This is a genomic window from Croceibacter atlanticus HTCC2559, assembly GCF_000196315.1.
Taxonomy (GTDB): domain Bacteria; phylum Bacteroidota; class Bacteroidia; order Flavobacteriales; family Flavobacteriaceae; genus Croceibacter; species Croceibacter atlanticus.
In genome coordinates this window covers 827,314-853,808 of the sequence record NC_014230.1, presented here as the reverse complement: position 1 = coordinate 853,808, position 26,495 = coordinate 827,314, and the positions used below count along the sequence as shown (strand labels likewise).

Here is a 26,495-nt window from a genome sequence, read left to right as displayed (position 1 = left end):
TCCTATTCACTATATTTGTAATCGCACAAAACCATCTTAAAGATGACTTTCGAAATTAGCACAGAACTTATAGAAAAAATTAAGCTGCTTGTTCAAGAAAAGAACAACGCAGAGCTCTTGCTTCATTTTGAAGACCTTCACTTTGCCGATATTGCAGAGATTTTAGATGAAATTTCATTAGAAGAAGCAACCTATATCGTAAAGCTTCTGGACAGTGAAAAAACTTCTGAAGCTCTTATGGAGCTAGAGGAAGATGTTAGAGAGCGCATTTTAAACAAGTTATCTGCTAAAGAAATTGCAGAAGAGCTTGAAGAAATGGATACCGATGATGCTGCAGATATAATTTCTGAGCTTTCTGAAGAACGCGCCCAACAGGTCATCTCCGAAATGGAAGATGAAGAGCACGCAGAAAACATTGTCGAGTTATTACGCTATGATGAAGATTCTGCAGGTGGTCTTATGGCAAAAGAACTTGTAAGGGTTTATGAAGATTGGACTGTTACAGGCTGTGTTGCAGAAATGAGAAAACAAGCCGAAAATGTAACTCGTGTACATTCTATTTATGTGGTAGATGCTAAAGAGAAACTTAAAGGCCGTTTGTCTCTAAAAGACTTGTTAACTGCAAAACGAAATGCCCATATAAGCGATATTTTTATTCCTCAGGTAGACTTTGTTACCGTGCACACAAAAGGTGAAGAAGTGGCAAGAGTTATGCAAAAGTATGACCTAGAAGCCATTCCTGTTGTAGATGAAATGAACAGACTTGTAGGAAGAGTTACCATAGATGATATTGTAGACTTTATAAAGGAAGAGGCAGAGAAAGATTACCAAATGGCTGCAGGTATATCTCAAGATGTAGAAGCAGATGATAATGTTTGGCAACTCACTAGAGCACGATTACCTTGGTTAGTCTTGGGTTTATTTGGAGGTTTAGGCAGTGTTTATATCATGAAAGGTTTTGATGAAGCACTTGCAAATTTTCCGATTCTGTTTTTCTTCACGCCTTTAATTGCCGCTATGGCTGGAAATGTAGGCGTACAATCCAGTGCAATTATAGTACAAGGTTTAGCCAATGATAACATTAAAGGAAGCCTATTAAACAGGTTATTTAAAGAAGTTGGTTTAAGTCTTATAAATGGTACTGCTCTTGGGCTTTTAGTAATGCTTTTTGGCTTTGTGGTAGGGCAAGAACAAATGGTAAGTATAACGGTTGCCGTCTCTATGCTTTCTGTAATAATAGTAGCAGCCCTAATAGGAACATTTGTACCAATAATTTTAGATAAACAAGGCATAGATCCAGCCATTGCAACAGGACCTTTTATTACCACAAGTAATGACATCTTCGGTATCTTCTTATTTTTCTATCTCGCTAAACTAATACTAGGGTTTTGAAACGTAAATTCTCCAAAACTTTTGTGGTTACAAAAGCTGCTATAGATGATCTTAACCATGTAAATAATGTGGTTTACCTACAGTGGTGTATGGATATTGCAGAACAGCACTGGGAAGAAAGAGCAGTACAATCTGTAAAAGATGAATATGTTTGGGTGGCACTTAACCACTACATAAGTTACAAAGCAGCATCTTTTGAAGGAGATGAGCTTGTAATTGAAACTTGGATAGTTTCTCTAGAAGGCGTAAAAAGTGAACGTAAGTATAAAATTTACAGACCTAAAGACAACAAAACCATAGTTGAAGCTAAAACAGAATGGTGTCTTCTTAAATCTGAAACCAAAAGACCTTCAAGAGTACCTAAGGAGATTCAGGATATGTTTTAATCTTAATAAAAGCCTATGAAACCTATAAATGTAAAAGAGAAGTTTAAGAGTTTCAAAGCACAGTGGTCACCTCATCAAATAGCAGTTGTAGACAATATGCAGGTGTTACTGGCTAAACTTAAGGATGAGTTTGTCTGGCATAAACACGAGCAAGAAGATGAGTTGTTTTTTGTACAAAAAGGAACTCTAGAAATGCACTTTCGAGATTCTATAGAAATTGTAAACCAAGGCGAAATTATTGTAGTTCCTAAAGGTGTAGAGCATTGCCCTAAAACGCAAAACGGTGAAGAGGTTCACGTCTTATTATTTGAAAAGCTGGACACCAAGCATACAGGCAACGTTATAGATAAAAAAACGAAAACCCACTATCCTAAAATTTAAGTTTTGAAAATTTTACATCTAGATAATAATCACCCACTTCTTCTTAAGCAGTTAGCTGATGCTGGTTATATTAATGAGGAGGATTACACATCATCTAAAGAAGATGTTGAGCAAAAGATTAAAAACTATCAAGGCATCGTAATTAGGAGTAGGTTTAATATAGATAAGCAATTTTTAGATGCTGCTACAAATTTAAAATTTATAGCTCGTGTTGGTGCTGGTTTAGAGAGTATAGATATTCCTTACGCAAACGCTAAAAACATAGCACTCTTCTCCGCACCAGAAGGAAACAGAAATGCTGTTGGAGAACATAGTTTAGCATTACTACTCAACCTTTTTAATAAAATTAATTTAGCAGATGCTACAGTTAAGTCTGGCCAATGGTTACGAGAACAACATCGCGGTGTAGAGCTAGAGGGCAAAACTGTCGGGCTCATTGGGTATGGTAATATGGGCAACGCTTTTGCAAAAAAACTAAAAGGGTTTAATTGTAATGTGTTGTGTTACGACATTAAAGATAACTTAGGAAATGAGCATGCAAAACAAGTCTCTCTAAAAACGCTTCAAGAAAAAGCAGACGTATTAAGCCTTCATACACCTTGGACACCACTTACAGACAAAATGGTGAATGCTGAATTTATTAATGCATTTAGCAAGCCTTTTTGGCTTATTAATACCGCTAGAGGAAAGAGTGTTGTAACGGCAGATTTAGTTTCAGCTCTAGAAAATGGAAAAATATTAGGTGCTGGTTTAGATGTTTTAGAATATGAAAAACTGTCTTTTGAAAGCTTATTCTCTTCAGAAATGCCACAAGATCTTTCTAAACTTCTTAAGTTTGAAAATGTAATTTTATCGCCACACGTTGCTGGTTGGACTATTGAAAGTAAAGAAAAATTAGCCCAAACCATTGTCGATAAAATTATAAAACACTTCAACTAACCAAAAGCTATATTATGAAAAAACGAGTAACAGGATTAGGTGGTTTTTTCTTTAAAACTCAAAATCCAGGTCAGATAAAAGATTGGTATAACACGCACTTAGGATTAAATACAGACGATTACGGCTGTACGTTTTGGTGGAAAGATGAAAATGGAAACAAATGCTCTACACAATGGAGCCCATTTAAAGAAGACACAAAATATTTTGAGCCTTCTGAAAAACAATTCATGATGAATTTTCGCGTAGAGAATTTAGTTGAGCTTCTTAAAGTCTTAAAAGACGAAGGTGTTACTGTTGTAGGAGAAATTGAAGAATACGAATACGGAAAATTTGGTTGGATTTTAGATCCTGAAGGTAACAAAATTGAGCTTTGGGAACCTATTGATGCTGCTTTTTTATAGGCATTAGTTTCTACCAGGCTCATCTGGATAAAGTGACATAACTGGGTCACTTTGCCATACATCTTTAGTGTTAACATCTATTATAGAGACAGCTCCTTTAAAGGCTGCTCCAGTATCTACATTCCAAACATTTTGATAATTTACAGGGACATCAGACCCTACACGTTGGGTTGGTGTGTGCCCAATAAATATTTCGTTATAAAGATCTAACCGCTTAGGATAATGCTTAAAAGCATCTTTTGGTTTATTAGCCATTGCAGAGACCATTTCCCATAAAGTGCGATCCCAATAACACATAGGCTTAAAATACTCATGTTGTGGCCCGTTAGGATTAGTAAATCCTGCATGAAGAAAAAGCCTGTTATCATTATCTACCACATAATCTACCATTTGAGAATAAAAGGTATTGTGCTTCTTAGTTTCTTCATCTGTTAACTTACGGTAAGCATCTAAAGTAACTTGACCACCATGTGCAAGCCACGTCTCATTAGTTTCTTCTGTTTTTAACCAGTTATGAACCAAATCATCATGATTGCCTCTTATAAATACACAACTGTTCTGTTTTGCTAAGTTTATTAAGTAAGACACTACTTTGGCACTATCACTCCAACCATCTACATAATCTCCTAAAAATATTAGTTTATCTTCTGGAGTTACCTCAGCACGCTTCATAACTTGTTGCAGCGCCTTTAAACCACCATGTATATCTCCAATTGCAAGTACTCTTTTCATAGTCGTGTATATATATCAAAAATACGATTTCTGATTAATGACTGCTGAATTTTATATCTTTAGATTAAAATTTTGACCATGAAACAATTTATCATTACTACTGTTTTCGCTTTGCTATTGTTAAGCTGTACAAATACAGTAAAAAAAGAAGACAAAACTGCTAGTACAAATGAAGCAAACAACCCTAAAGATCATTTTGGAATTGTTATTCATGGTGGTGCCGGAACCATTCTCAAAAAAAACATGTCAGACTCTTTAGAAACTGCATATGAAGAAAAACTTGCTGAAGCTATAAAAACAGGTCATGCAATTTTAGAAAAAGGTGGTACAAGTTTAGAGGCTGTTACAGCAACCATTAATATTTTAGAAGATTCACCTCTGTTTAATGCTGGTAAAGGTGCTGTGTTTACGCATGATGAAACTAATGAATTAGATGCCTCAATAATGGATGGCAAAACGTTAAACGCTGGCGCTGTTGCTGGTGTTACACGAGTAAAAAACCCTATTAATTTAGCAAAATTAGTAATGACAAACTCTAATCATGTCATGCTAGCAGGCAAAGGAGCAGAAGTATTTGCAGAAGATCAAGGTGTAAAGCTAGTGGACCCACAATATTTTTATACTGAAAAGCGATTCAACTCCTTACAGAGATTAAAAAAGCGCAAACAAGCAGAATTAGATACTAATACGAAAACTGCACTTTTAGCAGAAGACCCTTTTATAAAAGATTCCAAATTTGGTACTGTTGGATGTGTCGCTCTAGATAAAGATGGAAATTTGGCCGCAGGAACCTCAACAGGAGGAATGACAGATAAGCGTTGGAACCGCATAGGAGATGCTCCAATAATTGGTGCTGGCACATATGCCAATAATGCAACTTGTGCAGTATCTAGCACAGGTTGGGGAGAATATTTTATAAGAGCTATGGTTGCTCATGATATTTCAGCTTTAATGGAATATAAAGGCTTGTCTTTACAAGACGCTGCAGAGCTTGTGATACAGAAAAAAGTACCAGATTTAGGAGGTGATGGTGGTATTGTAGCCATAGACAATAAAGGGAATATTGCTATGGAGTTTAATACTGCAGGTATGTATCGCGCACATATGAATGCAAATGGCGAATTGAATATTGGAATTTACAAGGAATAACGTGTAATAGATAACGTTAGCTTAAAAGCCTCGTTCTTTTTGAATAGTCTCATAAGCCTCTTGTACTTTTTGAAACTTATCACGAGCTCCTTTTTGGTAAGCTTCATCCATATGTTGTAATTTATCTGGATGGTATTTTTTAGCCATAGTTCTAAATGCCTTCTTAACTTCGGCATCTGTGGCTGTCTTATCTATCTCAAGTATTTTGTAGGCATTATTAGCATCCTTAACAAACATGGCTTTAATACTTTTAAAGTCATTTTGGTTAATTCTCATAAAGCCTGCAATAGAGCTAAGTTGTGAAACCTCTGGAGAGGACACTCTACCATCTGCCTGAGCTATGCCAAATAAGAAGTGAAGTATTTGTAATCTCACCTCATAGCGTGTTCTTGAGTTAAGGTATGTACAAATACGCTGTGCAGAAACTTCTCTGTTTTTTATAACATCATTAAACGTCTTAAATGTAGCGTTAGCACGTTCCTTTCCATAAGCTTGTACAAAGTAAGCGCGTACATAATCTAATTCTGTTTGGCTTACACTACCATCTGCTTTAATAACTATAGATGCTAGAGATAACAAGTTAAGCTCAAAATCACTTGGAGAAACGTTTTGGCTTCTGCTGGTAGTAAACACTGTATCAAAACCTTTACGGCCAGATTTCTTATTACTTTCAAAAGAACTGTCTATTAATGTGCCTATAAGATATCCTGCAATAGCACCTGGAAACCTATATATAAAATAACCTACCAAGGCCAACACCCACTTAACCATGTTTATGTTTTATAATTGGTTGGCAAAAATACGAATATGTTTCAGTTTTTTAGCCATAAGAAGTTTCAATACCTCTATAGGCGTCATTAACCTATGTTGTTATTAAGACGTAATAAAATAAGTATCTTTGCGACTTAAAGAATAACAAAAAAATTCAAAATATATGTATCCACCAGAATTAGTAAAACCAATGAAGGAAGACCTTACTAACGTAGGGTTTAATGAGCTTACAACTGCATCTCAGGTAGACGACGCATTAAGCAAACCTGGAACAACATTAGTGATGGTAAATTCAGTTTGTGGTTGTGCTGCTGCAAATGCAAGACCAGGCGCAAAAGCATCTATTCAAAATGCTAAAAAACCAGATCAATTAGTAACTGTATTTGCAGGTGTAGATAAAGAAGCTGTAGATTCGGCTAGAGCTAAAATGATTCCGTTTCCACCTTCTTCACCGTCAATTGCACTATTTAAGGATGGTGAGTTAGTTCATATGCTTGAGCGTCATCATATTGAAGGTCGTCCAGCAGATATGATTGCAGACAACTTAAAAGATGCTTATAACGAGTACTGTTAGTTTAATCGTGCATTAAATTTTATGCACGCATACTTTATTTAAAAAAATAAGGTATTTCACTTGGTGTTATACCTTATTTTTGTGCTTTATAATTACTTATGAAGAAGCTTCTATCATATCCTTTAACAGTGCTATTTTATCTGTTTTACGGACTTGCACTATTAATATTTCATCCCATACAATGGGTTTGTTTTAACGTGTTTGGTTACCAAGCACATAAAAAGAGTGTAGATATTCTTAACTTTTTCCTTATTGCGACAACGTATATATTGGGAACACGTAATACATTTAGCAACCCTCATAAGCTACCAAAAGGCGCTCCTTGTATTATTGTAAGCAATCACCAAAGCCAGTACGATATATCGCCATTAATCTGGCACTTAAGAAAGCTACATCCAAAATTTGTAAGTAAGATAGAGTTAGGTAAAGGGATTCCTAGCATTTCATACAATTTACGCCATGGTGGTTCCGTTTTAATAGATAGGAAGAATCCTAGACAATCGTTACCAGCTCTAAAAAACTTTGCAACTTACCTACAAGAAAATAACAGAAGTACAGTTATTTTTCCAGAAGGAACTCGTGGTAAAAAAGGGATGCCAAAACGATTTGCTCCAAACGGATTAAAAACATTATTTAAGTATATGCCTAATGCGTGGATTGTTCCTGTTACTATAAACAACTCGTGGAAACTTGTAGAACATGGTGCTTTTCCTATGAATATTGGCGTACATTTAAAACACAACGTGCACAAACCATTTCCTATTTCAGAATTTGATGATGTAGAGGAACTATTAGCACATATTGAACATACGATTACTAAAGACATACTAATTACAAAACAAACATAATGGCCTTAACGAATGTAAGATTAGAAGTAATGCAGCTTTTAGAAAAGAAAGTTGATGGCTTTTTAGAAGAGTTTCTTATTCCTGTTGACACCATTTGGCAGCCAACAGATTTTCTTCCTAATTCACAAAATGAAGATACATTTTTTGACGAGGTAAAAGAAATAAGAGAGCTTGCTAAAGAACTACCCTATGATTTTTGGGTAACCTTAGTAGGAGATACAATTACAGAAGAAGCGTTGCCTACCTATGAGTCTTGGCTTATGGATGTAGAAGGTATTAACCAACATGATGGTGTACAAGGTAACGGTTGGAGTAAATGGGTACGCCACTGGACAGCCGAAGAAAACCGTCACGGTGATACGTTAAACAAATACTTATATCTTTCTGGACGAGTAGACATGAAAGAAATTGAGCGTACTACACAACACCTTATTATGGATGGTTTTGATATTGGTACTGGACAAGACCCATATAAGAACTTTGTGTACACTAGCTTTCAAGAACTAGCAACGTACATTTCTCACAATAGAGTTGCTAAGTTGGCTCGTAAATACAAAAACAAATCTTTGTCTAAAATGTGTACTATCATCTCTGGAGATGAAATGAGACACTACAACGCTTATAGTCGTTTTGTTCAAGAAATCTTTAAGGTGGATCCTAGTAATATGATGATTGCATTTAAAGATATGATGGTTAATAAAATTGTCATGCCTGCTCAATTTTTACGAGAATCTGGAGACTCTCTTGGTGCTGCGTTCGAAGAATTTAGTAATGCTGCCCAACGTATTGGAGTTTATACTGCTCAAGATTATGTAGACATTATGCGTAAGCTTATCGTAAAATGGGACATTGCCAATTTAAATGAATTAACAGATGAAGCTCAAAAAGCTAGAGATTTTGTGATGGCATTACCCAACCGTATGGAACGTATTAGCCAACGCATTAAGATACCACAAGAAGTAACTCATTTTAAATGGGTTAATCCTGCTATGGTGAAGTAATTGCATATGGTTTCTTCTGAAGAATTAAAGGTAATAAACAACACTATTACCTTCGTAAAAACAACCTTGAGAAATGCTGAAGGTGGTCACGATTGGTTTCATATACAACGTGTCCTAAATACAGCCATTACTATTGTTAAGCACGAAAATGCAAATGAGTTTGTAGTACAGCTTGGCGCATTATTACACGATATTGCCGACTCTAAATTTTACAATGGCGATGAAACCGTAGGTCCTAAAATTGCACGTGAGTTTCTTTTTTCTCAAAATGTAGACTCTTCTGTTATTGAGCATGTCGTTAATATTATAAATGCTGTATCCTACAAAGGTGGCCACAACTCTAGTACTTTTAATTCTTTAGAGTTACAGATAGTTCAAGATGCAGACAGACTAGATGCTTTAGGAGCTATAGGTATTGCTCGTACATTTAATTACGGCGGTTATAAAAACAGAACTTTATATGATCCTGATGTTAAGCCTAATCTTAATATGACTAAGGAAGAGTATAAAGCCTCTAACGCTCCTACTCTTAATCATTTCTATGAAAAGTTATTGCTGCTGAAAGATTTAATGAATACAGAAACAGGAACATCTTTAGCCAAGAAACGACACGAATTTATGAAGCTTTACCTAGATCAATTTTTAAATGAATGGGAAGGCCAACTTTAAAATAAAGATAATTGCCCTGTTTTATAGTGTTGGTGTAAATCACAGTTTAGAGAGATTTTAGCAGAATCTCTTAAATACTTTGCCTTCGCAATTGCAAATTGTTGATGTATATAATGTGCCATTTCACCATCACCTGTCATACGTTTTCCAAATCGAGAGTCGTTTAAAGTACCACCATGACATTGTTCTATTTGGTGTAATACTTTATCTGCCCTATCTGGCATAGTAGCTCTAATCCATTCGCTAAATATATGGCTTATAGCTCCATTTAATCTTACAATGGTAAACCCTACGCGATGGGCTCCTCGTTGAGATACTTCTTTTACCAATGGTAAGATTTCATGACTATTAATACTGGGTATTATAGGCGCCATCATAACACCTGTTGGTATGCCAGCTTCAGTAAGTTTACTTAATGTTTCTAGTCGTTTTTTTATACTTGCTGTTCTTGGTTCTAATAGGCGTCGAGTTTGTTCATTTAAACTTGTGATAGATAGATATACAGATACCAAATTGTCTTTTGCCAGTTCAGTTAATATATCTAAGTCACGTTGTATTAAAGCATTTTTAGTGATTATCCCTACAGGATGTTTATATTTTAAAAATACCTTAAGCAATTGTCTTGTAATCTTAAGCGATTTTTCTATAGGTTGATAGCAGTCTGTGTTTCCCGATAAGGCAATTGTAGCAGCCTTCCATGACTTGCTTTGTAGTTTCTTTTCTAAAAGTTGAGGTGCTGTCTTTTTTATTAAAATTTTACTTTCAAAATCTATGCCTGCGCCATATCCCCAATATTCGTGTGAATTTCTAGCATAACAATACACGCAACCATGTTCACAACCTTGATACGGATTTAATGAATAGGACATCCCAACATCTGGGCTTGTTACCTTGTTAATAATACTTTTAGGAAAGGTTTCAATAAATGTGGTTTTTACAGTTCTATCTTCATCTTCAACAGCACAATAATTAAGGAAATCATCTCGCTCTTCATGGGAAAGCTCAAAAAATTTATTGTGTACTTGAGATTGTGCACCTCGACCTTTTATAAAATTTGGAGTTTTCAATAATGGATTTTAAACAAATATATGGAATATATCCATTATTAGGGGCGAAATAAAACCGAAGTTAAACTTCGGTTTTATGATATTATAGAGTTAGTTTAAGTAGTTGTTTCTTTTTTCCGCGCTGTCCTAAAAATATAATTTCGTTAGAGAAGTCATAAATACCATTTCCAACTCTAAAAGGAACCTCGGCGTCTTTATCATCTATTAAACTTTTATAGTCATAAGTGCCTGCACTATCAATTGTAATCACATAAAGGTTACTTTTCTTGGCTTTAATTCCTTTAAACTCTAAACGATCATTACGTAACTTTCTAACTTTATCTGAGCAATTTATAAAAATGTAAGCCTTGTCATTGTGATAGGTAGAAGTGAAAGATAAATAATCACTTGGTGCACTAGATGCCTGTTTTTTGTTTATGTTTCTAGCCCAAATTAAATCACCATCCTTACCTAGTTTCAAGCTTACAATGTCTCTATAGTGATAGGTGTATCTCCAAGTACCTCCATATTGGTTGGATACATAATGTGAGGTTACGTAAAACTCTTCACCATTAATAAGGCATTCACCATCGCTTGTAATTAGTATATCTCTGTAAGAAATGTTTCTTAATTCTTTATCTTTACTTTTTCCATATTTATCCATAATAAACTGCTCTGTAAAAGGAGAGAATTTTTTACTGGTTATGGTAAGAGTTTCTGGATCTATGTTGAAGTACCCAACACCTTTGAACCTATTGTCGTTTTTTTCTGAATAAAACCCTACACAAAATACTCGGTCGTTATCAAAAACAGGAGTAAGTGATCTTACAAATTTATCGTCTGTATCAAAACTTAAAGATTTGCTACTTTTTGCATTTATACGGTATAGCTCATATTGATATTTGCCGCCTTCCTTCTTTTTTCTCTTTTGATCTGTATAGGCTTTCCCTAAGAGATAAACAGTACCATTATTATCATCTACACTTATATCTTTTAATGCAAACTTTCTGTCTTTAATGTCCCTCTTAAACGTATTAGTAAAAACTTCTTCAAAATTTTTATTAAACACATGAATTTTATGTGTTTCCTCATCCTTGTTTTTAATATCAAAGTTTACAACAATGTAATTATTGTTTTTAGAAAGCGATATGCTTCCGAAGCTATCACCATCTACCTGCTGTAAACCAATACCATAAAACCCAACAAATCGACCTGAGGATTCCTTAATGTTTAAAGACATAAGCTCTTTTGAAGAAAACTTGAAGTTATTTACAGAGGTACTCTGTACAAGGCATTTTATTTCTCTTGAATCTCTATCATATTGCGTGGTTAACAAATGAAGCTCTCCATTGTTTACAAAGGCTTGCTGTACAGTCTCTCTATCTATCTCATAATCAAATTCCTTAACTAAGTTTAAGTTACTGTCGTAATGCTCAATATAATATCCTTTTAAGGTTTTAAGTAGGCCACCATAGTAGCTTCTACCTACAAAGAGACCACCTTTACCGTCTGATGCTGTAAAGCTTAATGTGGTGTTTTTCTTTTTGTCTTTATAAACCTCGCTGGTTTTAATATCAACATTTAAGTCTTGAGCAAGAAAGGCCTGCGTGTATCCTAAAAGAAACACGGTTACTAGTAATAATTTTTTCAAAATGAAGGTTTTAGGAGTAAGCTTCAAAATTAGCATTTTGAAGCTTACCTACAAATTGAAATATTGATGAGCTTATTTACCTGGAAACTCAGGTTTTCTTTTGTTTAAGAATGCAGTAGTTCCTTCAGTAAAATCTTCTGTTCCAAAGCTTTTTCCAAATTGCTCTACTTCTACATTAAAGCCATTTACACCATCTTCGTAATTGGCATTAACAGCTGCAATTGCTGCTTTAATGGCTACGGTTGAGTTTTTCATGATTTTGCCAGCAAGCTTTTCTGCAAGTGGCATTAACTCTTCTGCTGTTGTTACATGATTTACAAGACCGTACTGTAATGCTTGGTTAGCATCTACCATGCCAGCTGTCATAATCATTTCCATGGCGCGCCCTTTTCCTACCAATTGTGGTAAGCGTTGTGTGCCACCATAACCAGGTATAACACCTAAACTTACTTCTGGCAATCCCATTTTAGCATTGTCGCTTGCTATTCTAAAGTGTGCTGCCATAGCTAGCTCTAAACCGCCACCAAGTGCAAATCCATTTACGGCTGCAATAACTGGTGTTCCTAAGTTAGCGACTACATTAAAAAGAAGTTCTTGTCCTTTTGCAGCCAACTCTTTTCCTTTTTCAATAGAAAAATCTGCAAACTCACTAATATCCGCTCCAGCAACAAAAGCTTTATCACCAGATCCTGTAATAATAACAACTTTAGTGTCTTTGTCTTCATCTGCTTCAGTAAATGCTTCGTGAAGTTCTTGTATAGTATCTCTATTAAGTGCGTTAAGCTTTTTAGGTCTGTTTATAGTAATGTAGGTAATGTTATTTTTAAACTCTACTGTAATATTTTCGTAATTCATAGTTTTAATGTTTTGGAAATTTAATTCTAAATGTTGTTCCTATGTGTTCTTGAGACTCAAAGGTAATGGTTCCTTTAAAGGTTTCCACAATATTCTTGACCATTGCTAATCCTAAGCCCATACCGCTATTCTTGGTGGTAAACTTAGGTTCAAAAACTTTAGGCTTGTTGTCTTCTGGAATTCCTACACCATTATCCTGTACCGCAATACAAACGTAATAATTATCCTGAGAGACATCTACTTTTATCATAGGGTTTTCTTGCTCTTCTGTAGCCTGAATAGCATTTTTAACTAAGTTGGTAACTACACGTATAAGTTGAGTACGATCAAATTTTGCTAAGATTTCTTCATCTTCTGTTTGAAACTCGATATAATCTTCGTTAAAAATATCTAGCGCTAATTTTACAATCTTTGAGACGTTTAATGTTTCAGATTGTTGCGCTGGCATTTTCGCAAAATTGGAAAATGCAGAGGCAATACTACTCATTGTATCAATTTGTTGAATAAGTGTATTAGAGTACTCTTCTACTTTATGATTAATTTCTGGATCTTGAGGATCAAATTTTCTTTGAAAACTCTGTACACTAAGACGCATTGGTGTTAACGGATTTTTAATCTCGTGAGCAACCTGTTTTGCCATTTCTCTCCAAGCTGCTTCGCGCTCGCTAGTGGCTAGTTTTGCTGCACTTCCTTCCAGCTCATCAATCATACTGTTATAGGCATTTACTAAAGTGTAAATTTCCTCGCTAGCATCATTTATCTCAATCTTAGCATTTCGCTTATTAAGTCGTGTCTCTGTTATTTTATCTGAAATTGTTTTAAGCGAACGGGTTATGTATCTGGATAAAAAATAGGAAAGTGCTATGGCTACAACTAACATAAGCAAGTATACTTCTCCTAAGCGTAATAAAAACTCTGCCAGCTCTTTATTTAAAAAGTCGTCTTCCTCTAAGTAGGGTAAATTTAAAATGGCTAGTGGCCTAAATTTATTGTCTGTTATATAGGTGAAAGAAGATTGAAACTTTTCGCCATTACGCTCACTCTTTAATATAAACCGTTTATCTACAGATGTTGAAAGATCTTCTAGTATTTCTGCTTTAATCTGTATATCTGTTGAGTCTTTAAAGAAGCTCTCCTTCGATTTTAAAAGCAAGTTGCCTTCTAAAGAATATATATTTAATGGTAAGTTATGTACCTGAGACATCTCATAAATCTTATTACGCTCTTTAAAGATTAAGGCAATATTTTCTGGTGTTATCTCATAGGTTGTACTCCTTAGTACAAAATTAATATTCTCTCTTATGGCTTCTTCTTTTCGCTCTAAACGGTCTCTGTGATAGTCTTCACTTTCTTCTTTATATTGATAAATTGTAACACCTGCAATTAGTATAGATGCTCCCAATACCAATAGGATCATAAAGATGAAAATGCGACGTCTTAAAGACAATTTAAAATGCTTCATAGGGAAAATTTATATCAATTATAACGCCAATTACGCCTCTGGATTTTTTTCTCTTATGCGTTTGTACATTTTAAAACCAAGCATTAAGATTACAGAAAATAAAATGATGCCTATTACGCCATAAACCCAGTTTACAGCATCTCTTACAATAACTAAGAATATTACTGAAAACAGAATGATTGTTGATCCTTCATTCCATAATCTCATGTGATTACTTGTCCATTTTACCACATCGATTTGTAACTCCTTAAATATTAAATGACATTTTACATGATAAGCAATAAGTAAAACAACAAAGCCAAGCTTAACCTGCATCCAAGGTAATGAAAGCAGTCCTGGTTGAAGATGAAGTAAAACCAGCGCAAATAGCACAGCAAGTACCGCAGATGGCCACGTGATTATAAACCATAATCGTTTTGCCATAAGCTTAAGTTGCTTGCCCAAAATAGATTTTTCTGGCTCATCTTTGCTGAAGGCTTCTATTTGATACACAAACAATCGCGGAATGTAGAACAGTCCTGCAAACCACGTGATAACGAATATAAGATGCAGACTTTTTATATAAAGGTAATATTCCATATGTATTTATATAGGCAAGACTCTTTTTGATAGAAGATCTGCCTTTAGTGCTTTTTAGGTTATTGCTCGAATTAGTATTTTGCTTTTACTCCTTATCCTCAACAAATAAATAATTCAACTTCAAATTATTAAACTGTGTATTGAATTCTGAAATCTCTTGCGTCACCAAATTGTCAAACTTCACCAACTCTGCATTTATTTGTTGTTCTAGTTCACGTTTTACGGCTTTGTCTTGCTCTGTTGGTGCAAAATCACCCATTCCTACTAAGCTGTTTAAGTGTCCTAATTTGTTCGTCAACTTGATTGGAAAATTTAAAGGGTCTTGTCCGCTTCGGTTTTTGGTTTGGTATAACGCTTCTTCAATAGCGGTAAAATCGTCTTGAAGTTTTTTAGCTTTTTCTCTCAACTCTTTTGTGCGTTCATCATCCTTATACTGCTCTTGAAAATCTTTCAATTGCTTATTAATCGCTCGAATATTCTTTATGGATTTGTGCGCTTTATCTACCGTTTCATTAACATCGCTAATAAACTCATACTGCGCTTTCATATCTGCAGCAGTAGACTCACTGTTTGGGTTTGGAATGATTTCAAACGATTGTTCTTCATCTTTTCCGTTAACATTCAATCTAACTTTGTAAGTATCTGGATAGGCTCTTGGCGCATCTAGATTTGCCCACCATAAAATCATTCCGTCTAAAACCTCAGCACCTTTGCTACGTGTATCCCAAGTTGTCAGATTCGCACCTTGTTCTACGTCTAACTTATCTTTCTTTGAATGGTTGCTGAAACTCTTCAACGTGTCATTCTGTTTATTTAAATAGGTCACTGAAATCGTGTCCTTTTTCTCATCATAATTCTTCAGATAGAAATACGTCATCACACCACTTGGATGATTTGTTCCTGAAGTCAAGGAGCCTTCACGACTTCCACCTTGCATTCTGTACGTTGGCTTCGGCTTCATTAAAGCAACATCTTTATTGCTCATTTTCATCGCCTGATGAATAACACTCAAATCATCAATTATCCATAAGCCTCGACCTTGTGTTGCGACAATTAGATTGTTGTCTTTTATGGTTAAATCTGTAATAGGAACTATTGGTAAATTCAACTGAAATGGGTTCCAGTTTTTACCATCGTTAAACGAAATGTACATTCCTGTTTCTGTTCCTGCATATAGTAATCCCTTTTGTTTCGGGTCTTCACGAAGTACTCTTGTAAAATGCTCTTCGTTGATACCGTTTGTTATCTTAGTCCAAGACTTCCCGTAATCTGTAGTCTTATATAAGTAAGGCTGAAAATCTCCCCATTTGTATCGCGTTCCTGCAACATAGCACGTACCTTCATCAAATGCACTTGGTTCAATACTGTTAATCATTGTCCATTCTGGCATATTCTTCGGCGTCACGTTATCCCAAGTCTCTCCACCATTTCTGGTCACGTGCACCAAACCATCATCACTACCAACCCAAAGCAAGCCTTCCTTTAACGGGCTTTCTTGAGCAGCGAAAATCGTACAATAATATTCTACAGATGTGTTGTCTTGCGTAATTGGACCTCCAGAAGATTTCAACTTTTCTGGGTCGTTTCGGGTTAAATCTGGCGAAATTACTTTCCAGCTTTGCCCTTCATCTTCAGTAACGTGTACGCGATTTGAAAAGGTATACAACCTATCAGGATTATGCTTGCTGAATTCAATAGGGAAATTCCATTGAAAGCGATATTTCATATCCTCAGCGCCGTGTCCCATAGGATTGTCTGGCCAAACACTAATGCTTCGCACCGTGTTTTTGTCGTGATTCACTCTTGTTAGAAAACCGTCATAACTTCCGCCGTAAACAATGTCATTATTTTCTGGGTCAACTGCAATATGAGCACTTTCACCACCAGCAGTAGACTCCCAGTCGTCCTCTGAAATCGAGCGGCCTTCAGTCCTGTGAGGAATTCTTACTGTGCTGTTATCTTGTTGTGCAGCATAAATGCGATATGGAAATGAATTGTCTGTCGTCACACGATAAAACTGCGACGTTGGCTGATTGTGATAGGTGCTCCAAGTTTCGCCACCATCATAAGTCACTTGTGCGCCACCATCATCACCAATAATCATTCGAGTTGGGTCATTTGGCGCAATCCATAAATCGTGATGGTCGCCGTGCGGCGCGTTGTAGGTTTCAAAAGATTTTCCGCCGTTTTCTGATTTGTGGTAGCGCACATTTAACACATACACCACATCTTCATCTTGTGTATCGGCATAGACTCTTGTGTAATACCAAGCACGTTGACGAATTTTTCGCTCGTCATTCACTTGGCTCCACGATTCGCCACCATCTTCACTTCGGTATAAGCCGCCTTTATCTTTATGCTCGACAATAGCCCAAACACGTTCTGAATTTACTGGGGAAACCGTCACACCAATAATACCTAAAGTACCTTCAGGAAAACCTTTCATTTTTGAAATTTCTGTCCACGTTTCACCTTCATCGGTACTTTTCCAAAGTGCAGAACCATCACCACCAGAACTTAAACTGTATGGTGTTCTGCGGATATTCCAAGTTGATGCGTATAAAATTCGTGGATTGTTTGGATCAAAGGTTAAATCGACTGCACCTGCATCTTCATTGGCGAAAAGTTTTTTAGTCCAGGTTTTTCCACCATCTGTACTTTTATAAACGCCACGTTCCTGTGTGCCTTTGTAAAGGTTACCCATAACAGCAGCGTAAACAATGTCTGGATTTTTAGGGTGAATGCGAATTCTGGAGATATGTCGGCTTTTATCTAATCCTGATGCTTTCCAAGTTTTACCAGCATCAACACTCTTCCACACACCATAACCTGAGGAAACATTACCACGAACGGTCTTCTCGCCACCACCAACGTAGATAACATTTTTATCACTTTCAGCAACAGAAATAGAACCGACAGAGCCACCAAAGTAGCCATCAGAAATATTTTCCCAAGTGCGACCTCCATTTAAGGTTTTCCAAACGCCACCACCAGTTGCCCCAAAATAGAACAGATTAGGTTGGTCTGGCACGCCAGTTACTGCGGCACTACGACCACCGCGAAAAGGGCCAATTAAGCGATACTCTAATGCGTCATATAGGTCTTCGTTGACAGTTTGAGCTTCAGAAAAAAATGAACAGAATAAAGTGGTTAGGAGAAATAGAATTTTGGTTGAATAATTCATTGGTAATACTTAGAAGATTAAAGTCTAAATATACAGAAAATACGTTAGTCTATCTTTAAGTTAGAGGACTTAGGAATCAACTTAGTTCTGATCTCTCTGTTTAAAAATATACCAGTAACAATTGTAGACAACACATCTGCAATTGGAAAGCTTATCCAGACACCAATTTCTCCAAAATAGTTAGGAAGTATTAAAACTAACGGTATAAAAAAGAAGCCTTGGCGTGTTAGGGTTAATAAAAGTGCTGGAATAGCTTTTCCTATAGCTTGAAAATAAGCAGAGCCAATTAATTGGATTCCTATTATAGGCACAGCCATAAATACAATGCGCATTGCTGTTGGTGTATCTGTTAGCACACGTTCATCATCTGTAAATACGGATACTATTTCTGTAGGGAAAATCATTATAAATGCAAATACAAATAATCCTAAAACACCGGCGTATAATATCGCTTTGTTTATACTTTCTCGTACTCTAGGAAACTTATATGCTCCATAATTATAACCAGCTATAGGCAGGAAACCTTGCGTAACACCTAGTACAGGAAATAAGGCAAACATTAGCATTCTTCCAATAATTGCATACACAGCCACAGAAGACTCTCCTCCCAAATCGAATAAAATATTATTCATTAAAAGATAGGTGATACTCACTACAGCCTGTCTAGCTAATGTGACAAATCCTAAAGCAGACATTTCTTTAAGAATTGGCATATTTAAGCCAAAATCTGAAAGGCTTATACGTAACTCAGAATGTTTAGATAAAAAGAAATACAATATATAGGCAAAACAAAGCACGTAAGATACCGTAGTTGCCAATCCTGCTCCATACATACCCATATCTAGCAGGTTAATAAATACGTAGTCTAAAACCAAGTTTCCAACTGATGGTATAATCATTGCAATCATTGCAAACTTTGGCTTGCCTTCTGCGCGTATGACGTTGTTTCCCATCATACTTAACGCAAGTATGGGCACACCATATAATACAATTTTATAGTAAATTTTTGCAGGTTCAAAAATATCGCCCTTACCACCAAATGCAGGAATAAGATCATTTATAAATACTAAGCCTAAAATCACCATGGAAACGGTTAGTAAAAGTGTAACCGTAATCTGATTTCCAAATGTCTTGAGGGCTCTTTTTTTATTGTTTGCTCCTAATGCTCTAGATATAATAGATGAGCCACCAATACCTATTGCCATTCCTAATGCTGCGATGAAAAAAGATACAGGAAGTACTACATTTATTGCTGCAATAGCTATTGAACCTATCCAGTTTCCTACAAAAATAGTATCGACCAGAATGTTTAGAGACATGACCAAAATACCTATAGACGCTGGTAAGGACTGTCTTATAAGTAGTTTGCTAATAGACTTTGTTCCTAAATCTTCTGAACTAAACTTGGCCATTATGCAATTTGCGTTTCAGCCAAATTTACTGTATTAATTGCAGATGGATTCTCAATCCAATTACCAATCCAGTTAGACATTACTTTTGCCCAATCATCTCTATCATTAAGGCAAGGAATGGTAGTGAATTCTTTTCCGCCTACTTCGTGGAAAATTTCTTCACCTTCCATAGCAATTTCTTCTAAGGTTTCTAGACAATCACTTACAAATGCTGGTGTTACTATAGCCATATTTTTAATGCCTTCTTTACCCATACGCTCTATAGTTCTGTCTGTATAAGGTTGTAACCAAGGATCAAAACCTAAACGAGATTGAAATGATGTAGAAAATGTGCCAGGCTTTAATCCTAATTCTTCTCCTACTAATCGTGTCGTTTCATAACATTGGTGACGGTAGCAAAAACGATGTGCATCACTTTGAGCTTTGCAGCAACTGCCGTCTATTTGGCAATGAGAGTTTGTAATGTCACTTTTGCGAATATGACGCTCTGGAACACCATGATAACTAAATAACAAATGGTCATAATTTGTTGTGTCTAGCTTTTCTTTAATGCTTCTAGACAACACCTCAATATAATCTGGTTTGTTATAAAATGGCGCTAGGCTTGTTAGTTTAACCTGTGGAAACTTTTCTTTGCGAAGCTTCTCTGCCAATACCTCTATAGTTTCTGTTGTAGCCATAGCAAACTGAGGATACAAAGGCACTAAAAGAATATCATTAACTCCTTTATCTGTAAGACGCTTTAATGCTTTTTCAATAGTCATAGACCCATAGCGCATAGCTAAATCTACAGGTATTTCTGTTTGCTTTTGAATTTTATCTTGAAGTCTTTCAGATAATACAATTAGTGGAGAACCTTCTTCCCACCAAATTTTTGAGTAAGCTTCTGCAGATTTCTTAGGTCTTGTATTTAAAACAATACCTTTTACAAGGAATGCTCGAAACCAATATGGAACATCGATAACTCGAGGATCCATTAAAAATTCGTCTAAGTATTTTTTTACATCTTTCGGGTCGGTACTTTCTGGTGAGCCCAGATTAACCAATAAAACACCTTTGCTCATAGCTTTAGTTTAGCGAGTGTAAAATTACGATTTCTTATCATTTATAAACTTGAACAAATGATAAGAGTTTGTGATAATACTATTGCAATTAGTATATACTTTAAAGCTGAATGTTCTTAAATACAAAAAACCTGAAGCGAGTGACTTCAGGTTTTTTTGATAAATTATTAAAAAGTGTATTTATAATTTTCTTACAGTAGCGTCTCCAAAACTTAAACCTCTGCTTAATTTAGCATTTCCTTTATAGGTTACAACAGCTTCTCCATAAGACGTAACTTTTAATTTATCTGAAACGTTAAGTTGGAAAGTGCCTTCGCCATAAGCTGTTAATTTGGTTTCCTTATTATCTACATTTATTGCATTTAACTTAGATTCACCATATGCTCTAATTTGTTGATAGTTTGTAGTCCCACTTTCAATCATAAGGTAGCTTTCACCATAGGTTGCAATTTTAAGATTCTCAACTTCAATTTCTTTCATGTATACTTGAGAGTCTCCATAAACACTTAATTTTAAGTCTTTTGCTTCTACATTATCTACAAAATCAAAACGCTCTTCGCCTCTTAATGATAATGCACTTATAGTAGTATATGTTATCGTAGCTTTTACTACTGTACCATTATATACATCTTTTCTAATATTATTATTTTTCTCAGATTTAGTGTAAACTCTTGCATCATCTAAATATAGCTCTAGAGTCTCATCGTCTACCTCAACATTAAGCTTGTCTAAGGATTCTGTGCTGCTCTCAATAACTACAGAAGCTTTGTCACCCTTTATAAATGTAACTTGTATGTGTGGATTTATAGTAATCTTATTAAAATTTGATACGTCATAAGTCTTTGTCTGTGCGCTTACAGAAAATACAGATGCTAAAATTAAAGTTGAAAAAGCTATAATGTGTTTAATAGTAACTCTCATGATATGTTTTGTTTGGTTATGCTTTAAAGATGCATCAAATTTTAAATTGTTACAGTTAATTGAAAATTAACTAAGTGCCATCACATATTTCTTGGGAGTAGTTCCATATTTCTTTTTAAATGCAGAAATAAAGTGACTTGCAGTACTGTAACCCACTTTTAAGCCCACTTCATTTACATTGTGTGAGCCGCTTTCTAAAAGTTGTCGTGCTACTTCCATTTTATAATCAAACAAGAAACTAAAAACTGAGTCTCCATAAATTTGCTTAAAGCCTTCTTTTAATTTATTTAAGCTTAATTGTATTTCATCTGCTAACTCTTGTAAAGTTGGTGGTTCTGCCATGCGAGCAATAATAATTTGCTTGGCTTTTTTAATTTTCGCAACATTATCTTCGTCTACCAGAAATGGGCATTGTTCAATATCTGCATTAGCTGGCCTATTAAAATAAAGGCTTAACAGTTCATAAGCTTTTCCTTTAAAGTATAGCGCTTGTATAGATGGATGCAAATTATAGTTCATAAGTTGGTTAAGCACAACTGCCATAGATGGTGAAATAATCTCGTCTTTATAGTACTTTCTATCCTTATTCTCTGCCGTTAAGAATGTAATATAGTTGGCCTCTGTAGAAAATAATGAGTGAAATTTTTTGATAGGAATAAGTACCGAAACCACCCAAGAATCTTTTTCAATAGTAAGATCCATAGGCAAATCTCGCTGAGGATTGTAAAGTAATATGGAGTGCTCTTCATGTAATGGCAGTTGGTAACCACCATCATTAAATGCTAATTGAGCAGCACCTTTCACGCAAAAATGAAATTGTATAAAATCTCTACTTACTTCACGTATAAACTGCTTGCTATCAGTCGTTTCATTTTGTAACCTCAGCACATAAAAACCATCTTCTATATGTGTTTCTTTAACCAAACTTTCAGCGTTATTTTTTATTGAATGATCCATCGTTTTAAAAGCTATTTATTTAGAATAGTTCTAAATAATTTTAATGTATACCTTGTTTCCCACCACTAAATTAGCTGAATTGCTTCAAATTTTACCATTTTTAGATAATTTTCTGCGCCTATCGTTACAAATCGTACTTCTAGCGTTATTTTTTAAAAACTCTTCACTCTACATTTGCATCCGTCTTTATGATACAAAACTTGAAGCGACATTTTCCCCAAGCGGCTAACGCCAATTTTTTTGCCATCGGTCTTAATTACAAAAAAGCCGATGCCGAAATACGTGGTCATTTTAGTATTTCTGAGCAAGCACAATCTGCAATTTTACAGCAAGCTAAAGATGATGGCATTCCTGCCATTGTTGTAATCTCTACGTGTAACAGAACAGAGATTTATGGTTTTGCAAAAGACGAGATTCAACTCATTAAGTTACTTTGTGAGCACACTCATGGTACTGTAGATGAGTTTAAGAATGTCTCTTACATTTACAAGAATATAATAGCTATAGATCATCTTTTTAGAGTAGGTACTGGTTTAGACAGCCAAATTCTCGGTGATTTCGAAATTATCTCACAACTACGACACGGTTTTAAACAATCTAAAAAGATTGGTATGATTAATCCGTTTATGGAGCGATTAATTAATGCCGTTATACAAGCAAGCAAGCGCATAAAAAATGAAACAGAGATTTCTAGCGGTGCAACATCTGTAAGCTTTGCTTCTGTACAATATATATTGGCTAGAGTTCCTTATGTATCAGAAAAAAACATATTGTTATTCGGTACAGGTAAAATAGGTAGAAATACGTGTGAAAACCTTATTAAACATACCAATAACGAACATATTACACTTATAAACAGAACTAAAGGCAAAGCTGAAAAAATTGCCGGAAAGTTTAACTTAGTTGTAAAAGATTATGCAGATATACAGTCTGAGATTTCTTCTTCAGACATACTAATAGTTGCAACTGGCGCACAACAACCTACCATTAATAAAGATTTATTATTTCTTAAAAAGCCTTTATTAATTTTAGATTTATCTATTCCTAAAAATGTTTCAGAAGACGTTAAGGATTTAGATAACGTTACGTTGGTTCATTTAGATGATTTATCTGCCATTACAGACAAAACTTTAGAAAAGCGTTCTAAACAAATTCCGCAGGCAGAGCAAATAATTGCTGAGATTAAAGAAGAATTTGATGCTTGGCTAAAAACAAGAAAGTTTGCACCTACTATAAAAGCACTAAAAGGGAAGCTTAATGATTTAAAAGATGCTGAAATAGATTTTCAGAGCAAGAAGATTAAAGACTTTAATCAACAACAAGCAGAAATTATTAGCAACCGTCTTATTCAAAAAATTACCACACAGTTTGCCAACCATCTTAAAAGTGAAGGTAAAACTATTGATGAAAGTTTAGAGATGATTCAACGTGTGTTTCACTTAGAAGATAACGTATAATGAGTAAAGTAATACGCATAGGTACTAGAGATAGTGAGTTGGCATTATGGCAAGCTAATACTGTAAAAGCACAACTAGAAAACTTAGGCTACAAAACTGTACTTGTACCAGTTAAGTCGACTGGAGATTTAATTTTAGATCAGCCACTTTATGAATTGGGTATTACCGGTATTTTCACAAAGACATTAGATGTGGCTATGGTTAATGGCGATGTTGATATTGCTGTACACAGCATGAAAGATGTCCCTACAGCATTACCAAAAGGTATCATGCAAGGTGCTGTTTTAAAACGTGCTGCCACTAAAGACATACTAGTACATAAAGGGTTAGATTTTTTAGAAGCAGAAGGAACTATTGCTACAGGAAGTTTACGCAGAAAAGCACAATGGTTAAATAAATATCCAAATCACAAGGTTGTCGATTTAAGAGGTAATGTGAATACAAGACTTCAAAAATTAGAAGACAATTCTTGGAACGGAGCTATTTTTGCCAAAGCAGGCTTAACACGTATAAATGTATTGCCTGAGCATTTTATTGAGTTAGATTGGATGCTACCTGCTCCAGCACAAGGCGCTATGGTTATTGCAGTTATGGAGCAGGATGTATTTTGTAAAGAAGCTGTTTCCAAACTTAATGATCACTTTTCAGAAATTTGTACCACAATAGAACGAGAATTCTTAAAAACTTTAGAAGGTGGCTGTACTGCTCCAATTGGTGCTTTAGCAGTTATTGAGGATAAGGACATTTGGTTTAGAGGTTGTTTATTTAGTTTAGATGGCAAGCAAAAATTAGAAATTGAGAAGCGAGTATCTCTTAAAGAAAATCGTAATCTGGGTAGAAATTGTGCTATCGAGATTTTAGATCAAGGCGGTAAAGATCTTATGGCAGATATTAAAGCTTCGCTAGACAAATCATAAAATGGCTAGTATATTATCTACCAAAATTCTTACGCGCTCACAACGAGAGTTGGTTTTAAATACAGGATTTGGTCTGGTAGAATATAATGCCATAAACATTTCATTTACAAAGGTTAGTTTACCAAAAAGGATAGAGAACGGTATTTTTACTAGTCAAAATGCTGTTGCTGCTATAAAAGACAAAAATATTGAGATTGAACGCGTGTTTTGTGTAGGGCAAAACACTAGGAAAGCTTTAGAAAATCTAGGGTATAACGTCATGTTACACGCGGAACACTCTAGAGCGTTGGGACAAAAAATTACAATACAATATCCTGAAGCAACGTTTACTTTTTTCTGTGGAAATAAAAGAAGAGATGCATTACCAGAGCTCTTACACAAACATAATATAAACCTTACGGAGATAGAAGTTTACAAAACAAGTTTAAACATAAAAGAATTCCAAAGAACATTTAATGCCATTATGTGTTTTAGTCCTAGTGGTGTACAAAGTTATTTTGGAGCAAATAAGCCACAAAAAGAAACTATTGTCTGTATTGGTAATACTACAGCTACGGCAGCAAAGCTCTATACAGATCAAATTGCAATTGCTAACACAACCTCGATTGAAAGTGTTATAGCAAAGACAGTAAAGGTTTTAAATAAGACATTTTGATATAGTTATGATAAAAAACGATTTATTTTTAAAAGCATTAAGAGGCGAGTCTGTTGAGCGTCCTCCAGTTTGGATGATGAGACAAGCAGGTCGTTATCTGCCAGAATTTATGGAGCTTAAGCACAAGTATGATTTCTTTACGCGTTGCCAAACTCCAGAATTAGCAAGTGAAATTACCGTGCAACCTATACGCCGATATGGTATGGATGCTGCTATTTTGTTTTCAGACATATTAGTTATCCCTCAAGCTATGAATATAGATGTAGAGATGAAGCCAGGCGTTGGTCCTTGGCTACCTACACCTATACGCACAGCAAAACAAGTAGAGCAAGATGTTATTGTCCCTAATATAGATGAAACCTTAGGTTATGTTATGGATGCTATTACTATGACTAAGGAAAAACTTAATAATGAAGTGCCATTAATTGGTTTTGCAGGGTCACCGTGGACCATTTTATGTTATTGTGTGCAAGGGCAAGGCTCTAAAAACTTTGATAAAGCTAAAGAGTTTTGTTTTACTCAACCCGTTGCTGCTCATTTATTGCTTCAAAAAATAACAGATACTACTATAGCGTATTTAAAGCGTAAAGTTGAAACTGGTGTAAATGCAGTACAAGTTTTTGATTCTTGGGGCGGCATGTTATCTCCAGTAGATTATCAGGAATTTAGCTGGCAATACATTCAACAAATTATTGATGCCTTAAAAGATATGGCACCAGTAATTGCATTTGGAAAAGGCTGTTGGTTTGCTTTAGACGAGATGAGCAAAAGTGGCGCATCTGCATTAGGTGTAGATTGGACAATAACTGCAGAAAATGCCAGAAAATTTACTAACAACAGTATAACACTTCAAGGTAATTTTGACCCTACGCGTTTGTTCTCACCACCAAAAGAAATTAAGCGTATGGTTACTGAAATGATTGATGCTTTTGGTAAAGACAAGTACATAGTTAATTTAGGACATGGTATTTTACCTAATATCCCTATTGAAAATGCAGGTGCATTTATTGAAGCTGTTAAGGAATATAAAAGTAAATAGTGATTTAATCTTGTCTCATTTAAGTGTATTAAAATAAAGACACCGATTTTTAT

The 26,495-nt window shown here is 35.3% G+C and carries 26 protein-coding genes; 14 read left to right on the top strand and 12 right to left on the bottom strand.

Annotation, left to right across the window (positions count from 1 at the left end):
- Window positions 1-42: 42 nt before the first annotated feature.
- Genes mgtE through CA2559_RS03750 form a run of 5 tightly spaced genes read left to right on the top strand, consistent with a single transcriptional unit; the run spans window position 43 to window position 3,499 of the window.
- Window positions 43-1,392, top strand: a complete 1,350-nt coding sequence (gene mgtE / locus CA2559_RS03770) for a magnesium transporter (protein ID WP_013186516.1) — start codon at window positions 43-45, stop codon at window positions 1,390-1,392.
- Window positions 1,389-1,778, top strand: coding sequence for an acyl-CoA thioesterase (locus tag CA2559_RS03765; RefSeq protein WP_013186515.1), 390 nt, complete (start codon window positions 1,389-1,391; stop codon window positions 1,776-1,778). The genes mgtE and CA2559_RS03765 overlap by 4 nt, the downstream gene beginning before the upstream one ends.
- A gap of 15 nt (window positions 1,779-1,793) precedes the next feature.
- The gene (locus CA2559_RS03760; protein ID WP_013186514.1) at window positions 1,794-2,159 is read left to right on the top strand and encodes a cupin domain-containing protein; all 366 of its coding nucleotides are present in this window, start codon (window positions 1,794-1,796) and stop codon (window positions 2,157-2,159) included.
- A gap of 3 nt (window positions 2,160-2,162) precedes the next feature.
- Entirely contained in the window at window positions 2,163-3,098 is a 936-nt protein-coding gene (locus CA2559_RS03755; RefSeq protein ID WP_013186513.1) for a 2-hydroxyacid dehydrogenase, read from the top strand.
- 14 nt (window positions 3,099-3,112) lie between these two features.
- Complete coding sequence (locus CA2559_RS03750) at window positions 3,113-3,499, top strand: VOC family protein (RefSeq protein WP_013186512.1); 387 nt, start codon at window positions 3,113-3,115, stop codon at window positions 3,497-3,499.
- Between the two features lie 3 nt (window positions 3,500-3,502).
- Here the strand turns inward: CA2559_RS03750 and CA2559_RS03745 are convergent, their stop codons facing one another.
- Complete coding sequence (locus tag CA2559_RS03745) at window positions 3,503-4,231, bottom strand: metallophosphoesterase family protein (protein WP_013186511.1); 729 nt, start codon at window positions 4,229-4,231, stop codon at window positions 3,503-3,505.
- A 78-nt stretch (window positions 4,232-4,309) separates the two neighbouring features.
- Between CA2559_RS03745 and CA2559_RS03740 the strand changes: the two genes are divergently transcribed.
- Complete coding sequence (locus CA2559_RS03740; RefSeq protein WP_013186510.1) at window positions 4,310-5,380, top strand: isoaspartyl peptidase/L-asparaginase family protein; 1,071 nt, start codon at window positions 4,310-4,312, stop codon at window positions 5,378-5,380.
- A 21-nt stretch (window positions 5,381-5,401) separates the two neighbouring features.
- Here CA2559_RS03740 and CA2559_RS03735 read toward each other — a convergent pair whose 3' ends face one another.
- A complete protein-coding gene (locus CA2559_RS03735) occupies window positions 5,402-6,151 on the bottom strand; it encodes a TerB family tellurite resistance protein (protein WP_013186509.1) in 750 nt (249 codons plus the stop codon).
- Window positions 6,152-6,314: 163 nt separating this feature from the next.
- Between CA2559_RS03735 and CA2559_RS03730 the strand changes: the two genes are divergently transcribed.
- From CA2559_RS03730 to CA2559_RS03715, 4 genes are all read left to right on the top strand, one after another.
- Complete coding sequence (locus tag CA2559_RS03730) at window positions 6,315-6,725, top strand: BrxA/BrxB family bacilliredoxin (protein ID WP_013186508.1); 411 nt, start codon at window positions 6,315-6,317, stop codon at window positions 6,723-6,725.
- Window positions 6,726-6,823: 98 nt separating this feature from the next.
- Window positions 6,824-7,573, top strand: coding sequence for a lysophospholipid acyltransferase family protein (locus CA2559_RS03725; RefSeq protein ID WP_041240900.1), 750 nt, complete (start codon window positions 6,824-6,826; stop codon window positions 7,571-7,573).
- Window positions 7,573-8,574 (top strand): acyl-ACP desaturase, encoded by a 1,002-nt coding sequence (locus tag CA2559_RS03720; RefSeq protein WP_013186506.1) that lies wholly within the window; start codon window positions 7,573-7,575, stop codon window positions 8,572-8,574. The genes CA2559_RS03725 and CA2559_RS03720 overlap by 1 nt, the downstream gene beginning before the upstream one ends.
- A gap of 6 nt (window positions 8,575-8,580) precedes the next feature.
- The gene (locus CA2559_RS03715) at window positions 8,581-9,243 is read left to right on the top strand and encodes an HD domain-containing protein (RefSeq protein WP_013186505.1); all 663 of its coding nucleotides are present in this window, start codon (window positions 8,581-8,583) and stop codon (window positions 9,241-9,243) included.
- Here the strand turns inward: CA2559_RS03715 and CA2559_RS03710 are convergent.
- The 10 genes from CA2559_RS03710 to CA2559_RS03665 all read right to left on the bottom strand — a co-directional run bounded on the left by CA2559_RS03710 (window position 9,240) and on the right by CA2559_RS03665 (window position 22,374).
- Complete coding sequence (locus CA2559_RS03710; RefSeq protein ID WP_013186504.1) at window positions 9,240-10,310, bottom strand: PA0069 family radical SAM protein; 1,071 nt, start codon at window positions 10,308-10,310, stop codon at window positions 9,240-9,242. The two genes, CA2559_RS03715 and CA2559_RS03710, sit on opposite strands and share 4 nt — an antisense overlap.
- Window positions 10,311-10,392: 82 nt before the next feature.
- Complete coding sequence (locus tag CA2559_RS03705; protein ID WP_148232773.1) at window positions 10,393-11,940, bottom strand: hypothetical protein; 1,548 nt, start codon at window positions 11,938-11,940, stop codon at window positions 10,393-10,395.
- 72 nt (window positions 11,941-12,012) lie between these two features.
- A complete protein-coding gene (locus CA2559_RS03700; RefSeq protein WP_013186502.1) occupies window positions 12,013-12,795 on the bottom strand; it encodes an enoyl-CoA hydratase/isomerase family protein in 783 nt (260 codons plus the stop codon).
- Window positions 12,796-12,799: 4 nt separating this feature from the next.
- Complete coding sequence (locus tag CA2559_RS03695; RefSeq protein WP_041240899.1) at window positions 12,800-14,257, bottom strand: sensor histidine kinase; 1,458 nt, start codon at window positions 14,255-14,257, stop codon at window positions 12,800-12,802.
- A 30-nt stretch (window positions 14,258-14,287) separates the two neighbouring features.
- Window positions 14,288-14,836, bottom strand: coding sequence for a CopD family protein (locus CA2559_RS03690; protein WP_013186500.1), 549 nt, complete (start codon window positions 14,834-14,836; stop codon window positions 14,288-14,290).
- An 85-nt stretch (window positions 14,837-14,921) separates the two neighbouring features.
- A complete protein-coding gene (locus CA2559_RS03685; protein ID WP_013186499.1) occupies window positions 14,922-18,020 on the bottom strand; it encodes a VPS10 domain-containing protein in 3,099 nt (1,032 codons plus the stop codon).
- Between the two features lie 44 nt (window positions 18,021-18,064).
- Window positions 18,065-19,432 carry an MATE family efflux transporter gene (locus tag CA2559_RS03680; RefSeq protein ID WP_013186498.1) on the bottom strand — a complete coding sequence of 456 codons (1,368 nt, stop codon included), beginning with the start codon at window positions 19,430-19,432 and terminating at the stop codon, window positions 18,065-18,067.
- Entirely contained in the window at window positions 19,432-20,496 is a 1,065-nt protein-coding gene (hemH, locus tag CA2559_RS03675) for a ferrochelatase (protein ID WP_013186497.1), read from the bottom strand. Before hemH ends, CA2559_RS03680 begins: the two co-directional genes overlap by 1 nt.
- 180 nt (window positions 20,497-20,676) lie before the next feature.
- Window positions 20,677-21,417: a head GIN domain-containing protein gene (locus CA2559_RS03670; protein WP_013186496.1), complete on the bottom strand. Its 741-nt coding sequence runs from the start codon at window positions 21,415-21,417 to the stop codon at window positions 20,677-20,679.
- Between the two features lie 66 nt (window positions 21,418-21,483).
- Complete coding sequence (locus CA2559_RS03665) at window positions 21,484-22,374, bottom strand: AraC family transcriptional regulator (protein WP_013186495.1); 891 nt, start codon at window positions 22,372-22,374, stop codon at window positions 21,484-21,486.
- Between the two features lie 188 nt (window positions 22,375-22,562).
- On the opposite strand from CA2559_RS03665, the gene hemA reads away from it, so the two are divergent.
- The 4 genes from hemA to hemE are packed head-to-tail and all read left to right on the top strand — an operon-like array spanning window position 22,563 to window position 26,442.
- Complete coding sequence (gene hemA, locus CA2559_RS03660; protein WP_013186494.1) at window positions 22,563-23,831, top strand: glutamyl-tRNA reductase; 1,269 nt, start codon at window positions 22,563-22,565, stop codon at window positions 23,829-23,831.
- The gene (gene hemC / locus CA2559_RS03655) at window positions 23,831-24,748 is read left to right on the top strand and encodes a hydroxymethylbilane synthase (protein WP_013186493.1); all 918 of its coding nucleotides are present in this window, start codon (window positions 23,831-23,833) and stop codon (window positions 24,746-24,748) included. Before hemA ends, hemC begins: the two co-directional genes overlap by 1 nt.
- 1 nt (window position 24,749) lies before the next feature.
- Entirely contained in the window at window positions 24,750-25,403 is a 654-nt protein-coding gene (locus CA2559_RS03650) for a uroporphyrinogen-III synthase (RefSeq protein WP_013186492.1), read from the top strand.
- Window positions 25,404-25,410: 7 nt separating this feature from the next.
- Window positions 25,411-26,442, top strand: a complete 1,032-nt coding sequence (gene hemE / locus CA2559_RS03645) for a uroporphyrinogen decarboxylase (RefSeq protein WP_013186491.1) — start codon at window positions 25,411-25,413, stop codon at window positions 26,440-26,442.
- Window positions 26,443-26,495 lie beyond the last annotated feature (53 nt).